General features: G+C 69.6%; 13 protein-coding genes. 4 read left to right on the forward strand and 9 right to left on the reverse strand.

Features of this window, described 5'->3' with window-relative positions:
• Positions 1-16 precede the first annotated feature (16 nt).
• From GGQ91_RS00475 to GGQ91_RS00485, 3 genes are all read right to left on the reverse strand, one after another.
• Positions 17-1,024 carry a hypothetical protein gene (locus tag GGQ91_RS00475; protein WP_182591146.1) on the reverse strand — a complete coding sequence of 336 codons (1,008 nt, stop codon included), beginning with the start codon at positions 1,022-1,024 and terminating at the stop codon, positions 17-19.
• 2 nt (positions 1,025-1,026) lie between these two features.
• The gene (locus tag GGQ91_RS00480) at positions 1,027-2,400 is read right to left on the reverse strand and encodes an MBOAT family O-acyltransferase (protein WP_182591147.1); all 1,374 of its coding nucleotides are present in this window, start codon (positions 2,398-2,400) and stop codon (positions 1,027-1,029) included.
• Positions 2,401-2,637: 237 nt separating this feature from the next.
• A complete protein-coding gene (locus GGQ91_RS00485; RefSeq protein WP_182591148.1) occupies positions 2,638-3,885 on the reverse strand; it encodes an Hsp70 family protein in 1,248 nt (415 codons plus the stop codon).
• A gap of 155 nt (positions 3,886-4,040) precedes the next feature.
• Between GGQ91_RS00485 and GGQ91_RS00490 the strand changes: the two genes are divergently transcribed.
• Positions 4,041-5,537 (forward strand): helicase HerA domain-containing protein, encoded by a 1,497-nt coding sequence (locus tag GGQ91_RS00490; protein ID WP_043381719.1) that lies wholly within the window; start codon positions 4,041-4,043, stop codon positions 5,535-5,537.
• Between the two features lie 117 nt (positions 5,538-5,654).
• Here GGQ91_RS00490 and GGQ91_RS00495 read toward each other — a convergent pair whose 3' ends face one another.
• Positions 5,655-6,083 carry a flagellar assembly protein FliX gene (locus GGQ91_RS00495; protein ID WP_043760456.1) on the reverse strand — a complete coding sequence of 143 codons (429 nt, stop codon included), beginning with the start codon at positions 6,081-6,083 and terminating at the stop codon, positions 5,655-5,657.
• Positions 6,084-6,325: 242 nt separating this feature from the next.
• On the opposite strand from GGQ91_RS00495, the gene GGQ91_RS00500 reads away from it, so the two are divergent.
• The 3 genes from GGQ91_RS00500 to GGQ91_RS00510 are packed head-to-tail and all read left to right on the forward strand — an operon-like array spanning position 6,326 to position 8,304.
• Positions 6,326-7,462 (forward strand): flagellar basal body P-ring protein FlgI, encoded by a 1,137-nt coding sequence (locus GGQ91_RS00500; protein WP_043352227.1) that lies wholly within the window; start codon positions 6,326-6,328, stop codon positions 7,460-7,462.
• Between the two features lie 25 nt (positions 7,463-7,487).
• The gene (locus tag GGQ91_RS00505) at positions 7,488-7,844 is read left to right on the forward strand and encodes a rod-binding protein (protein ID WP_043381723.1); all 357 of its coding nucleotides are present in this window, start codon (positions 7,488-7,490) and stop codon (positions 7,842-7,844) included.
• On the forward strand, positions 7,831-8,304 hold the full coding sequence (locus GGQ91_RS00510; protein ID WP_053608860.1) for a hypothetical protein: 474 nt from the start codon (positions 7,831-7,833) through the stop codon (positions 8,302-8,304). The genes GGQ91_RS00505 and GGQ91_RS00510 overlap by 14 nt, the downstream gene beginning before the upstream one ends.
• Positions 8,305-8,312: 8 nt before the next feature.
• Here the strand turns inward: GGQ91_RS00510 and GGQ91_RS00515 are convergent, their stop codons facing one another.
• The 5 genes from GGQ91_RS00515 to GGQ91_RS00535 form a co-directional block, all read right to left on the reverse strand.
• Positions 8,313-8,633 carry a porin gene (locus tag GGQ91_RS00515; RefSeq protein WP_246410525.1) on the reverse strand — a complete coding sequence of 107 codons (321 nt, stop codon included), beginning with the start codon at positions 8,631-8,633 and terminating at the stop codon, positions 8,313-8,315.
• 19 nt (positions 8,634-8,652) lie between these two features.
• Positions 8,653-8,913: a hypothetical protein gene (locus GGQ91_RS00520; RefSeq protein WP_043381729.1), complete on the reverse strand. Its 261-nt coding sequence runs from the start codon at positions 8,911-8,913 to the stop codon at positions 8,653-8,655.
• Positions 8,914-9,063: 150 nt separating this feature from the next.
• The gene (locus tag GGQ91_RS00525) at positions 9,064-10,659 is read right to left on the reverse strand and encodes a flagellin (protein WP_043352237.1); all 1,596 of its coding nucleotides are present in this window, start codon (positions 10,657-10,659) and stop codon (positions 9,064-9,066) included.
• Positions 10,660-10,661: 2 nt separating this feature from the next.
• On the reverse strand, positions 10,662-12,518 hold the full coding sequence (flgK, locus tag GGQ91_RS00530; RefSeq protein ID WP_043352238.1) for a flagellar hook-associated protein FlgK: 1,857 nt from the start codon (positions 12,516-12,518) through the stop codon (positions 10,662-10,664).
• Positions 12,519-12,552: 34 nt separating this feature from the next.
• On the reverse strand, positions 12,553-13,815 hold the full coding sequence (locus tag GGQ91_RS00535) for a flagellar hook protein FlgE (RefSeq protein WP_182591150.1): 1,263 nt from the start codon (positions 13,813-13,815) through the stop codon (positions 12,553-12,555).
• Between the last annotated feature and the right edge of the window lie 48 nt (positions 13,816-13,863).

Below are 13,863 nucleotides of genomic sequence, written 5' to 3' on the forward strand. Positions count from 1 at the left end.
CAGATCTTTTACGCTGTCATCGGGTCCGCAGCCGTACGATCGCGGCGGCGATTTCAGCGGTGAGGCTTCGGGCGAGCGGCAGCCTGTAATGGGTCTGATCGAAGAACTGGTCCGGATCCGCCGCCGCGGACCGGCCGTCGCGCCAGTCGACCACGGTGCTCAGGGCGTGCTGCGCGAGCACCGCGCGCACTTCGGCCCGGCAGGCGGCCTCGGCCCGCGCCCGAGGGCTGCCGGGCGGCGGCTCGGCCCGCGCGTAGACCGGGGGAAAGACCACCACGACCGGCGTCGCCGCCGGGATACGGGCCAGCTCGGCGCGCAGCCGCGCTGCGATCGGGAACGGGCCGCCATGATGCGGTTCCGGCTCGGGTCCGACCGGCTTTTCCAGGGCCGCCTTCTTGGCCGGATCGATGCCGAAGCCCTGGCTCAGGTAGTTGCGCTCGTAATCCCACCAGCCGTCGGCCGCGGCGGTCTTGTGGCGCGGATTTAGGAGCCAGCCGAGGCGGTTGACCGTCTCCTGCGCGGCCGAGAAGCGGATGAGCCCCCTCAGATAGGCGGGCCAGTCGCCCACGAGCCAGTAGGGGAATCCATGCTCGCTCGGAAAGGCGGGGTCGTCCGCGCACCAGAATGCGTCGGCCGAGAGCACGATCGCGTCGGGCCTCGCATGGTGCTTCAGATACCAGCCGAGCAGGGCGAACTGCTCGGACGGACCGGTGGCCGGCACCGAGAGCTGCAGGAACGGAATGCCGGTGAGCTGCGTCAGGGCTGCCGGCTCGATCAGCTGGATATGCGAATTGCCGATCACCACGCCTGAATAGGCCGGATCGCGCCCGCGCATGGCCGAGGCGGTGCGGGGTCCCTGCGGCCGCACGGCGCCCCGGGACAGCAGCGTCGAGCGTCCGGTATCGTAGGGATCGACCACGACCGCGAGGGCCAGATAGCCCGCGAACAGGCCGACCATCGACAGGGCCAGGATGCGGACGAAGGCACGCCAGTCCCGATCGGTGGTGGGGGGAGCGGGCGCCATCCTCAGAACTGGAAGTAGATGAACTCGTAGTTCGCATCGTCGCCGATCTTCAGCAGGACGAGCACGAACAGCAGCGCGAAGCCGCAGGCGAGGAGCCGCCGCGGCGGCAGGCGGTGCACCGCAGTCCAGGCGGTGGGCCCGACCGTGGCGACCAGGGCGGCGATGGCGATGGTGCGCCACTTGAAGCCCGAGCCTCTGGGCGCCAGCCCGAACAGGCCCTTGAAGATCACGAGGGCCGCCTCGAAGCTCGTCGCCCGGAACAGCACCCAGGTGAGCACCACGAATAGGCTGGTGAGCGCCCAGCCGAGGGGCGCGGGGATCGCGATCCGGGCGCGGCGCGCCAGCACCCCGGCCCCGAGGCCGATCCCGTGGAGCGCCCCCCAGGCGAGGAAGGTCAGGCCCGCCCCGTGCCAGAGGCCGCCCAGCGTCATGGTTACGGCGAGCGCCCCGACCTGCCGCGGCAGCCCGCGGCGGTTCCCGCCCATCGGCACGTAGAGGTAGTCGCGCAGGAAGCGCGACAGGGTCATGTGCCACCGCCGCCAGAAGTCGCGCAGGGAGGTGGCGCGGTAGGGCACGTCGAAATTCTGGGGCAGGACGAGGCCGAACAGCAGCGCGATGCCCAGCGCCATGTCGGTGTAGCCGGAGAAGTCGAAATAGATCTGGAAGGTGAAGCCCAGCGTCGCCTGCCACGCCTCCACCACCGTGACGGCCTTGCCGGCGGCGGCGGCCTGAAAGACCGGATTCACGTATTCCGCGAGCGGATCGCCGAGGAACACCTTCTTGGCCAGCCCCACCGTGAGCAGCATCAGCCCGCGGGCGAAGCGCTCGGCGGCGTCGGGCCGCGCGTAGGGCTGCTCGTCGAACTGGTGCATGATCTCGCTCCAGCGCACGAGCGGGCCGGCGAGAACCTGCGGGAAGAAGGCGATGTAGAGGGCGTATTTCACGAGCCCGAAGCTCGGCGCCCGGCCGGCCCGCAGGTCGGCGAGATACATGATGTGGTGGAAGGTGAAGAACGAGATGCCGAGCGGCAGGGCGAGGCCGAGCCGCTGCGTCTCCAGGCCGGGGATCAGGTTGGCGAGATCGGCCGCGAAATCGAGGTACTTGAACACCCCCAGGAGGGCGAGGTTGGCGGCGATGGCGACCGGGATCAGCCATCGGCCGGGCCTGTGCCGATAGAGACGGGCCACGCACCAGTTCGCCAGGATCGAGCCGGCGAGCAGCGGCACGAAGCGGACATCCCACCAGCCGTAGAACACGAAGGACAGGCCGACGAGGAGCGGCAGCCGCCACGCGGGCGCGGCGCGCGCCACCAGCCCGTGCAGGATCAGCGCGGTCGGCAGGAAGGCGAGGAGGAAGACGAAGGAGTTGAACAGCATCGGGCGAGGCGGCGCGGAGGAGCCCGGATGGGCCGCCGTTGTCTCCGAGCGGAAGGGATCGCCTTGTCGGGGATCGGGGCCGGCCCGTCAATCGCAGCCGCGCGATCGCGGCCATTCGGCAGCGCGGCGCTGCAGCGACCCCGTCTCAGGTACAAGCGTCCCGGGTGATGCAGCCCTCTAGGTCATCCGGGCGACGCCGAGTGCCCGAGGGCCGGGCGACGTCACCCGGGTGCGGCTTCACGCTCCGCGACGGGCCGCCTCGATGGTCAGGCCCAGCCCCACCGAACCGAACGTGTCCCCCTCCACCACCCGGGCGGCGGGCAGCGCGGCCGTGAGCGCGGCGCGCAGATGCGGCAGGCCGGTGGACCCGCCGGTCAGGAACAGGGCGTCGACCCGGTCGGCCGGCAATTCCGCCTGCGCGAGGCAGCGCGCGATCCGGGCCGCCACGGCCCGCGCGAGGTCACCGGTCTGGGCCGACAGGGTCGCGCTATCCACCGGCACGGAGAGGCCGCGCTCCAGAAGGCCGAGATCGAGCACCGTCGCATCCTGCTCGGAGGCCGCGATCTTGGCGCCTTCCACCGCCCCGGCCAGGGCGTGTCCGCGCTCCCCCTCCACCGCCTCGCGCAGCCGCGCGAGCAGGTCGGGCCGGGCGCCGTCGCGGATCACCTCGTCGATCTCCCGCAGGGTCTTCTGATTGTAGAGACGGTTGATCGCCGACCACGTGGCGAGGTCGTGGTAATAGGCGTTCGGCACCGCGAGGTCGCCCCGGCGCATCGGGCTTCCGAGGCCGAGGAGCGGCATCACCGTGCCGAGGCTGAGCTGACGGTCGAAATCGGTGCCGCCGATCCGCACGCCGTCATTGGCCAGGATGTCGCCGGCCCGGTCCGGCCGGCCCCGGCGCTCCGGCGCGAGGCGCACGATGGAGAAATCCGAGGTGCCGCCGCCGATATCGGCGACCAGCGCGATCTCCTCGGACCGGACCTGCCGCTCGTAGTCGAGGGCGGCCGCGATCGGCTCGTACTGGAACGAGACCTCCCGGAAGCCGACGTCGCGGGCGATGTCCCGCAGCGTGTCTTCGGCCCGGCGGTCCGCCTCCGGATCGCCATCGACGAAGTGGACCGGGCGGCCATGGACCACGCTGTCGAGGCTCTGGCCGCAGGCGGCCTCGGCGCGCTCCTTCACGGCCGTGAGATAGCGGGCGATGACGTCGCGCAGGCGCAGCCGCTGGCGGCCGACCGGTGTGGCCTCATCCATGAGCGGGGTGCCGAGGACGGATTTCAGGCCGCGCATCATCCGGCCGGACCGGCCCTCGACATAGGCCGCCGTCGCGGCCCGGCCGATGATGGGCTCCCGGCCGAGTTCGAAGAAGATCGCGCTGGGGATCGTCCGGTGCGCGCCTTCCAGGGGCAGCAGCGTCGGTCCGTCCGGGCCGTTATGCCCGAGGGTGGTGTTCGACGTGCCGAAGTCGAGGCCGCAGGCCGCCATCGTGTCGTAGATCCGGGTTCGTTCTGGGAGGCCGGTGGCCGTACAGGGCCGCGGCGTCCGGGTCCAGGCCGGGCGCGGCACGGCTGGTATGGCGGGAAGCGTGGACAGCGCGACGGCGGCGCACCCGGATCCGTCGGGCCGTGCTATGAGGCCTTATGCGTTCCGACATCGATCTCGGCCTGACCGGCGAGCGCCCCGCGCTCCTCGACCTCACCGAACTGCTCGCCACGCGGCTTCTGGTCCAGGGCAATTCGGGTTCCGGCAAATCGCATTTGCTGCGGCGGCTGCTGGAGCAGAGCGCCGGCCTCGTGCAGCAGGCGATCATCGACCCCGAAGGCGATTTCGCCAGCCTCGCCGACCGCTACGGTCACGTGGTGGTCGAGGCGGACGGCGACGACGTCGCCCTTCAGCGCATCGCTGCCCGGGTGCGGACGCACCGGGTCTCGGTGGTGCTGTCGTTGGAAAATCTCGACGCCGACGGGCAGATGCGGGCCGCTGCGGCCTTCCTGGGCGGCCTGTTCGATGCCGACCGCGACCATTGGTACCCGATGCTGGTGGCCGTGGACGAGGCGCAGCTCTTCGCCCCAGCGGCGGCCGGCGAGGTCTCGGACGAGGCCCGGCGCCTCTCGCTCGGCGCGATGACCAACCTCATGTGCCGCGGCCGCAAGCGCGGCCTCGCCGGCATCATCGCGACGCAGCGCCTCGCCAAGCTCGCCAAGAACGTCGCGGCCGAGGCCTCGAACTTCCTGATGGGCCGGACCTTCCTCGACATCGACATGGCCCGCGCCGCCGACCTGCTCGGCCTGGAGCGCCGGCAGGCCGAGACGTTCCGCGATCTACCGCGCGGCCATTTCGTGGCCCTTGGCCCGGCCCTGTCGCGGCGCCCGCTGACCATCGCGGTCGGACCGACCCAGACCGTGAGCCGGAGCTCCTCGCCGGTCCTCGTCCCCCTGCCCGACGCCCTGGAAGACGCCCGCGCGCTGATCCTCACGGCAAGCCCGGAGGAGATCGTGGCGCCGTTGGCCCCGCGCCCGAAGCCGCGCCCCACCCCGGCGCCGGACGTGCTCGTCCAGCTCGCCAATTACCGGCCGCCGGTGCCCGCCGAGGAGCCGGAAGAGGAGCCCATGGACCCGGAGGCTCGCGAGGCGGCCCTCGCCGAGGTTCTGGCCTCCGTGCTGGCAGATGCCGACGCCGCCGCCTGCACGCCCGCGACGCTCTATCAGGACTTCACCGTCCGCTGCCGCATCCGCCGACTGCGGGGCGACACGATGGGCCTGCCCGAGTTCAAGCGGCGACTCGCCGTGGCGCGGGCCGAGGCCGGGGGCGCGGTGGCGGACAATTCCGGCTGGGAGCAGGCCCAGGCGATCGCGGCGAGCCTGCCGGACGATCTCGCCGGCCTGTTCCTGGTGGTCGCCCGGGCCGCCATCGAGGGTGCCCCCTGCCCGACCGACACCATGCTGGCCGAGGCCTACGGCACCAGTTCGGGCGGCCGGGCGCGGCGGATGCTGGCCTATCTCGAGGAGCGCGGCGCCATCGTCACCCGCAAGGACCTGCGCGGCGCGCCGATCATCGCGGTGCCGGATCTCGGCGTCGAGACCGGACCGGGCGAGCCGCAGATGCTGCCGGCGGGACCGAAGCGGCGGGTGGTTTAGCCGGGCCGGGCTCGCGTCCGACGCAAAAGCTATCGCGCACGCCGCGACGGGGCGAAACGGCGCGCGGTGCCGCCGGACGGTGTGCCTCTGCTCGCGCCGACCGTCGCGGACGCCCGGTCAGACGCCCCGGGCCATCTCCAGCTTGGCGAGTTCCACCGCGGCCCGCAGCTCGATCTCGGCCATCAGGCCGTCCAGCCGCGGATCTCCCGACAGGCCCGCACGCTCGTTCAGCCGGCCGGCGATGGCGCGCAGCTCCTGCGGTGCGACGCGGCCACCGAGAAGCGCCGCCTTCAGTCGGTCGAGACCATCGAGAAGGTCGTGGCCGCGCTGGGCCGAGCGCCGCCGCCGCTCCTGGGGTGTATCGGCCTCGGACTGGAGAAGCAGGACCGCGTCCAGCCCGGCCAAAGTCGCGGCGGCTGCCGGCGCACCGGCCCCCGTCCCGGGAGCCGGGGCCGCACCGAGGCTGAAGCCGGCGCCCCCCTCGGGCTTCCGGGGAGCCGCGACGCCGCCGGCACTCTGGATCGGCTGGCGAGTCTCGACACGCATGATCCGGTTCGCGTTGCTCCAAGCGCCCCCGCGCAGGACCCGAAACTCGGCCCCTAGGGTTAAGCGCGGGTAAACGAGGCGGCAGAAGCTGCCGGGTCGGCAGGTTCGGTCCCGGTGCGCCGGAACGCGCCGCCGGGGACCCGGAGCGAAAAATACCATTCCTTCAAAGCCTTGCCGCACCGGCTCGACTGGCACGGCCCTGGCAGGATGGCGGCAGGTCCGTTCTTGGTCGAAAATCCGACATGCGCCCGCGTCACGCGTTCTGTCCCCTCCGGTTTCTGCTCGGTGTCGTCGCGGGCGCCCTGCTGCTCGCCGCCCTGCCCGGGCCGGCGCTGGCCCTGTCGCGCGTCAAGGACCTCGCCTCCATCGAGGGCGTCCGCCAGAACCAGCTCGTCGGCTACGGAATCGTGGTCGGCCTCAACGGCACCGGCGACACGCTCAACAATATCCCGTTCACCAAGCAGTCGCTGCAGGCGATGCTGGAGCGCCTCGGCGTCAACACCCGCGGCGCCACGATGCGGACGCAGAACCTCGCCGCCGTGATGGTGACGGCGAGCCTGCCGCCCTTCGCCGCGCAGGGCACGCGGATCGACGTGACGGTCTCGTCTCTGGGCGACGCCAAGTCCCTCCAGGGCGGCACCCTGCTGGTTACGCCGCTCCTCGGCGCCGACGGCGAGGTCTACGCCCTGGCGCAGGGATCGGTGGCGATCGCGGGATTCTCGGCCGAGGGCGATGCCGCCAAGATCACCCGGGGCGTGCCGACGAATGGCAGGATCTCCAACGGCGCCAATATCGAGCGCGAGATCGCCTTCAAGCTGAACGACGCACGCGCGCTGCGGCTCTCCCTGCGCAATCCCGACTTCACGACCTCGAAGCGGATCGCCGCCGCGATCAACGACTTCATGGGCGCCGACACCGCCGAGCCCACCGATCCGGCAACCGTCACGATCCAGATCCCGACCCGCTACAACGGCAACATGATCCGGCTGATCACCGAGGTGGAGCAGTTGAAGGTCGAACCGGACCAGACCGCCCGGGTCGTCGTCGACGAGCGCTCCGGCATCATCGTCATGGGCCGGGACGTGCGCGTCTCCACGGTGGCGATCGCGCAGGGCAATCTCACCGTGACCATCACGGAACAGCCGCAGGTGAGCCAGCCGGCGCCGCTGTCCAATGGCCGCACCGTGGTGGTGCCGCGCACCGGCGTGAAGGTCGATACCGGCGACGGCAACAAGCTCGCCCTGGTCAAGGAGGGTGTCAGCCTGCGCGAGCTGGTCGATGGCCTCAACGCGCTGGGTGTCGGCCCGCGGGATCTGATCTCGATCCTGCAGGCGATCAAGGCCGCCGGCGCACTTCAGGCCGACATCGAGCTGATGTGATCAACCGGACCTGGAGGGTCGAACCATGCTGCAACTCGCCAGTCTCGCGGCCAATGCCGCCGGCATCGGGACCTCGGTCGCCGGGAGCGCCGTCGACGGGGTCATCAAGTCGGCCAGCAAGGCCAAGGCTTGGAAGACCGCCACCGAGTTCGAATCGATGTTCTTGGAGAACAGCCTGGATCGGCTGACCCAATCGGACGGCACCGAGGGACCGTTGGGCGAGAACGGCACCGGCGGCGGTGTCTACCGCTCGATGCTGACCAAGGAATACGCGACCCAGATCGTGAAGAGCGGCGGCGTCGGCATCGCCGATTCGATTTTCCGTGAGATCATGAAGATGCAGGGTGCGGCGAGCGATGGAGCGACCAATGCAAAGGGCTGAACCGCTGCGCGTCGCGGACCGGGTCACCGCCGAGGCCCTGGTGGCCGGCGTGCTCGGCAACATGGCCGCCCTGGAGGCCGTGCTCGCCGAGGAGGCTGCCTTCGTCCGGGAGGGCCGCCTGCAGGAGGGCGTCGCCGCGGCCGAGCCGAAGGCCGCGCTGGCCGCCGCCTATATGCAGGGCCTCGAGGTCGCGAAGGCGAACGCCGTCGCGCTGAAGCGCTTCCATCCCGACGGGGTCGAGGCCCTGCGCACGGCCCATCGCCGTTTCACCGCGGCCGTGGAGGCCAACCAGACGGTGCTCGCCAGCGCCAAGACCGTATCGGAAGGGCTGATCAAGACCCTGGCGGAGGAGATCGGCCGGGCTCAGCTGCCGTCCGGCTACGGCCGGCAGGTTCCGGCCCCCTCCCCGTACGGCCGTGGCGTGCGCAGCGGACCGCTGGTCCTCTCGCGCAACCTCTGAGCCGCGCCTCAACGGCGGCCGGTGCCGATCCGAAGGTAGGTCCGCACCTCGCCGAGATCCGTGTCCGCGCGGTTGTCGATCGCGAGGCGGCCGGCGACGGCCGGCGCCGCCGCCGCCACGCCATGCCCCGCGCCCAGATCCGCTCCCGCCGTGACGCGGCCCGAGATGCGGATGCAGCCGCCGCTCCCCGGCAGGCGCACGAAGCCGGGCCCCTTGGAGGGGCACGGCACAGGTCCGGGCGTCTTGGGCAGGTCCCGGAGATCGAGGGCGGCGGCCGTCCCGGCGCCGGACAGGCCCGCCGCGATGAGAGCCGCCATAACCGCCAGCATGCGGAGCCGCCCGCGCATCTCAGGCGGCCTGGCGCGCGAGATTCCGGTGAAGCTGGTCGATGTACTGCTCGACCTCGCCGATGAACGGATCGAGATCCGGCTCGTGGATGCGCAGACGGGCGAGGTCGCGCAACAGGATGTCGAGGGCGATGGCGCGCTCGCCGGGATGGGCATAGCCCGCAAGATACGCCTCGACGGCCTGTTCCACCATCCCGATCGCGCCGATCCGCGGCGCGATCCCGAGGCGAAGGACGAGTTCGATGGGTCCGGGCAGCGACATGCCGACCTCTCCTCGATCGAATCACGGCGCGTGGGCGCGTCCGCACGCCGCGGTTCAATCCCGGAAAACGGCAGGACTATGGTCGCTCGGGCCGAGACGGATCTTTCGGATACCGGCCGCGCTCGGTCGGGGACCAATCCCCGTGAACGATCAGCTGATGTAGTTCACCAGTGACAGCTTGGAGAGCGTCGAGGTGACCTGATAGCTGGCCTGGAGCCGGTTCTGCACGTCGAGCAGCTTGGTGATCACCTCTTCGGGGGAGGCCTGCTCGATTCCGTCCAGGGTGTTCTGGACGGTGTTCTGGGTGGCCTTGTTGGTCGTACTGGCGTTCGAGAGGCGCGCCGACGCGATGGTCAGTTGCGTGACCGTGTCCTGGACGCTGGGGGTCTGGCTGGCGGAAGCCAGCAGCCCGCCGGCCTTGGTCGCGACGGCCTGATAGGTGTTGTAGGTGCTGGCATCGTTCGTGGTCGGCAGGGCGTAGGCCATGGTCGCCAAGCCCGCCAGCACGTTCTGGATCTCGGGCGTGTTGGCCCGCGCTCCCGTGCCGACGGTGCCGGTCGCGCTGACCTGGACCGACTGGGTATCGATCGCAGAGGTCGGCTCCGGCGGCGTCTTGGACGTGTCGTAGGTGTTCTCGCCCTGGTACCAGAGCACCGTCGTGTTCGGGTCGGGGCTTGCATATCCGACCGGGTTGGTTCCGGAATAGACGACCCGCTGGGGGATCACGCCGTTTCCGCCCGGCCCCCCGTTCACGGACCCGCTGAAGAACTGCGTCGCCGCGTCGGCTGTAGCCTTCACCGCCAGCGTGCTGCTCGCCGCGCCCGTCAGCGCCTTCGTGAGGGTATCGGAGAGGTTCTTCATCGTTTCGGCGGAGTTGGCGCCGATCGCGAAGGTGGAGTTCGAGCCCGCAACCACGCTGGTCGCTGCGGTCAGCGTGATGGTCGTGGACGTCCCCTCGGGTGTCACCAGCGAGAAGCTGATGCTGTCGCCGGGGGCCGGCTGAGCGCTCGCGCTCGTCAGATTGACGGTCAGGGTCGCCGGGACCGTGCTCGAGACGGAGGCGGTCAGAGCCCCCGTGGCCGTCGCGGTGCTGCCGAGGGTGAAGCCGAAATTGCCGCGCGTCCCGGGGTTCGATTCCTCCGTGACCTGGATTGGGATCGCCGTCGACGCGCTCTGCGTCAGCCGGCCGTTCCCCTGGGTGCCCAGCTGTGCGCTGACCCGCTCGTTGATGACATCCGTGAGGCCGTCGAGCGTTTGGCCGGTCGAGTCGGTCGATCCGTTGAGGATCGTGTTCGCATCGAGCACCGGCTGGGTCTCGGTGTTGGTCCCACCGAACAGGTAATTGCCCGCCGCCGACTGATTGAGCGTGTCGAGCACCGTCTGGAGGTTGGCCAGCGCCGTCGCGCGGCCGGACACGGAGTTCGCCGCCACGCTCTGCAGGCCGTTCTGCAAGGTCGACGCGGTGCTCGTCCCGATACTCGCCACCTGTGACAGGCTCGTCACCGCCAGGTTGGTCCGGGTCTGGGCCGCGGTGATGCCGCTGGCATAGCCGTTGAGGGCGCTCAAGGTGGCCTGAGCCGCCAGCGCTGTGGAGCGACCGGAGCCGAGCCCGCCATAGGTCTGCGAGACCTGACCGCTGGAGAGCTGGTTCGACAGGTCGTTGAGCTGGTTCTTCAGCGTCAGGAGCTGCGAGGCGTTGCGATTCGTGATGTACGAGCCGGCCGCGAAGGGGGTGATCGTCGTCATGATCAGATCTGCAGCAGCTGGTTGAGCATGTCGCGGGCCGCCGTCAGCACCCGGGCGTTGGCGCCGTAGGCGGTCTGCAAAGCGATCAGATTCGACATCTCCTGGTCGATATTGACGCCCGCCCCGGCGGAGAACCGGCTTTGGGCGGTGGAGAGCGCCGTCTGCTGGGTGTCGTCGATCGCCGACGCGTTCGCGGAGGCCGCCCCCTGGGTCGAGACGATGTCCTGCGCGAAGCCGATCACGGTGGCATTGTAGGGCGCCGAGACACCGCCGATGCCACTGGACGACGAGAAGGTCTGCTGGGTGGAGGTCAGCGCCGAGAACAGCTTCTGGGCGCGTGACCCGGAGGCGCTGGGATCGGTGGCGCTCGTCTGGGTGAGCGCCGCCGTGTTTCCGGACAGGGCGGCATTGACCGTGATGCGCTGGGCGAATCCGGTGAGCTGCGAGCCATTGTCGAGCGAGCCGGTGTAGAGCTTGTTGGGCGTACCGTCGACGAACAGGGCGAGCGACGGGTTGCCCGAGGTCAGGTCACTGACCGACGACATCGGGGTGATGTTGGCCGTCGCCGACGTCACCGTGTCGGAACTCCCGGCCGCCGGCCCGATCACCAGAGCGGCGCCGGTCCCCGAAGCCGCAACTTTGGCGGAGAGACCGAGATTCCCGAGGGCCGTGTTGATCGCGCCGGCGTAGTCCGATCCGCTGCTCGGAATCTTGAACGTCTGGACGAGGGCCGTGGAATCCTTGGTCTGGCTCGCGGGGACTGACGTGGCGTCATCGTTGGACGCGACCAGGATGACGTTGCGCACCGTGCCGTTCACCGTCACCGGGAAGGTCAGGGTGTTGCCCGGCTGGATGCCGGTCAGGTCGATGGACGTCTGCGTGCCGTTGGACGTGCCGGTGACGGTCTTGTCGCTGAGCGCGCTGGCCAGGCCGGCCGCGAGGTCGTCCAGCTGACGTTGCGCCTGCGGCAGGGTCTGGTCGCGCAGTTCGATCCCGGCGGCCAAGCTCCCGGAGCGCAGCACGCCGGGGGCGCCGAGATCGATCTTGCCGCCGCCCGGCAGCGTGGCCGTGATGGTGCCGACCGTGCGCTGCGTCGGATCGGTGGAATAGGCGGAATTGGCGTCGAGGATCCCGCGTCCGTCGAAGCTGAGCGTCGCCGCGTTTCCGTGATCCACCAGTGTGACCCCCGACCGGGTCATCACCGAGACCGTTCCGTCCCTCTGATCGGACGTCTGGACATCCATGTAACTGGACAGGCTGTTGATCGCCTGGTCGCGCTGGTCCTGAAGGGCGGTCAGCGTGGTGCTGTCGGTGTTGTTCTGAATCTTGCCGTTCAGGGTCGCGATGTTGGCCAGCAGCGTGCTGGCGGCGCTCGTATCGCTGCCCAGTTGCGATTCGATGCCGGTACGCAGGTTCTGAACCGTGCCGGCGGAGCTGTTGATCAGGCTCGCGAGCGCGGAGGCGTTGCCCAGCACCGTCGTGCGGGCGGCCGCCGAGGTCGGATTCGCCGCGAGTTCCTGAAGCGACTGCGTGAAGGTGTTCAGCGTGCCGTCGAGGGAGGTCGAACTGCCCGGCGTCCCGTAGAGGGCATCGAGCTGGGTGGCGATGCCGGCCTTGGTGCTGGTGTAGGCAGCCCCCGATGTCTCCAGCCGCAGCTGGTTCAGGGCCGCAGCGTCGAAGCTGCGGGTGATCGTCCCGACGGCGACACCCGAATTGTTGGTGCCGGTGGCGACCGTCGAGACCGTGCGCTTGACGTAGCCCGCAGTCCCCGCATTGGCGACGTTCTGCGAGACGATGTTGATGGCCGCCTGCGTGGCGGCCAAACCCGCGGTCGCGGTCGAAATCGCGTTCAGCGACATATCACGGCCTCCGCGTCGCGAGCCCCGGCCTCAATCAGCGAATCACGTTCAGCAGGTCAGACATCATCGTCTGCGCCGTCGACATGACCCGCGTGTTCGCAGAGTACGCCTGCTGGGTTACGATCATCTTAGAAAATTCGCTGGCAATGTCGGTATTGGATTGCTCGATGCTGGCACCATTGATCGTGCTGCCGTTGAGACCGGTGAGCGGCGGCCCGGAATCGGCCGTCTGCAGATAATTCCCCTTCCCGTCGGCCTTCAGCCCGTCGGGATCGGCGAATTGCGAGATGCCCACGGTCGCGACGGGAATCACCGAACCGTTCGAGAATGTGCCGTTGATCTTGCCGTCCTCACCCACGGCGACGCTCATCAGGGTGCCGGCACTGTTGCCGCTCTGGCTCAGCGTCTTGGTGGTCACGGCACCGCTGGCATCCGCGTATTGGGTCAGGCCGCCGCTGATATCCAGGCTGAGCGACGAGAAGGTATAGTCGCCGATCTGCACGCCGGTCAGCGGTACCGGCGTGGTAGAAGCCGGGCTCGTGAGCTTACCGGTTGAGTCGAACGTGAAGGCCGGCCCGGTCTGCGTCCAAGACGGCGTGTCGGTGGTGCTGCTGTTGTAGTACAAGTCCCACGACGAGGGCGAGGTGCCGGCCGTCGTCGTCTGAACCCAGCGCATGCTGATCGTCACCGGTGCCCCGGTCGTGGTGTAGCCCGTGATCGAGGGACCGGCGATGCTGTTGGGTGGCTGAGCCGAGGCGCTCACCGTGGGCGTGGCCGGCAGGTTGGCCGAATACGTGATCGTCTTCGTCTCTTGCGCCGGAAGAGTCAGGTTGCCGATGTTGACGGGGCCCGTGCTGGTGACCTGACCGGTCGTGGGATCGAGGTTGGTCCCGGTCAGGTACCCACCCGCGCCGTTGACCAGATAACCGTCCTTGTCCTGCGAGAAGTCGCCGCGACGCGTGTAGACATTCGCGCCGCTGAAGGTTGGCGAATTGTTCGCGTCACCGGTCTTCTGCACCACGGTGAAGAAACCGGTGCCGCTGATCGACATGTTGGTCGGTACGCTGGACGAGACCACGTTGCCGGCAATCGTGTTCGTCAGCTGCGACTGGGCCAGGACGGATCCGGCGACCTCGCGTTTCGGCGTCGTCTCGGCCATCAGATCGACGAAGCTGGTGTCGATGCGCTTGTAGCCGGTCGTCTGCGAGTTCGCGATGTTCCCGGAGATGTTGCTGATGGCATAGGACTGCGCCTGGAGACCGGAGACCGAGGTCTGCAGGGCGGAAAAAAGATCCATGGCGAACGATCCCAATACGCGCCGCTCTGGCCCGCAGGCTCGATGCGC

Origin of the sequence: Methylobacterium fujisawaense (genome assembly GCF_014138435.1) — a bacterium.
GTDB classification, from domain to species: Bacteria; Pseudomonadota; Alphaproteobacteria; order Rhizobiales; family Beijerinckiaceae; genus Methylobacterium; species Methylobacterium fujisawaense.

Coding starts and splice junctions, on each gene's coding strand:
- GGQ91_RS00475 (WP_182591146.1), bottom strand. CDS start 1,024: ATGGCGCCCGCTCCCCCCACCACCGATCGGGACTGGCGTGCCTTCGTC.
- GGQ91_RS00480 (WP_182591147.1), bottom strand. CDS start 2,400: ATGCTGTTCAACTCCTTCGTCTTCCTCCTCGCCTTCCTGCCGACCGCG.
- GGQ91_RS00485 (WP_182591148.1), bottom strand. CDS start 3,885: ATGGCGGCCTGCGGCCTCGACTTCGGCACGTCGAACACCACCCTCGGG.
- GGQ91_RS00490 (WP_043381719.1), top strand. CDS start 4,041: ATGCGTTCCGACATCGATCTCGGCCTGACCGGCGAGCGCCCCGCGCTC.
- GGQ91_RS00495 (WP_043760456.1), bottom strand. CDS start 6,083: ATGCGTGTCGAGACTCGCCAGCCGATCCAGAGTGCCGGCGGCGTCGCG.
- GGQ91_RS00500 (WP_043352227.1), top strand. CDS start 6,326: ATGCGCCCGCGTCACGCGTTCTGTCCCCTCCGGTTTCTGCTCGGTGTC.
- GGQ91_RS00505 (WP_043381723.1), top strand. CDS start 7,488: ATGCTGCAACTCGCCAGTCTCGCGGCCAATGCCGCCGGCATCGGGACC.
- GGQ91_RS00510 (WP_053608860.1), top strand. CDS start 7,831: ATGCAAAGGGCTGAACCGCTGCGCGTCGCGGACCGGGTCACCGCCGAG.
- GGQ91_RS00515 (WP_246410525.1), bottom strand. CDS start 8,633: ATGCTGGCGGTTATGGCGGCTCTCATCGCGGCGGGCCTGTCCGGCGCC.
- GGQ91_RS00520 (WP_043381729.1), bottom strand. CDS start 8,913: ATGTCGCTGCCCGGACCCATCGAACTCGTCCTTCGCCTCGGGATCGCG.
- GGQ91_RS00525 (WP_043352237.1), bottom strand. CDS start 10,659: ATGACGACGATCACCCCCTTCGCGGCCGGCTCGTACATCACGAATCGC.
- flgK (WP_043352238.1), bottom strand. CDS start 12,518: ATGTCGCTGAACGCGATTTCGACCGCGACCGCGGGTTTGGCCGCCACG.
- GGQ91_RS00535 (WP_182591150.1), bottom strand. CDS start 13,815: ATGGATCTTTTTTCCGCCCTGCAGACCTCGGTCTCCGGTCTCCAGGCG.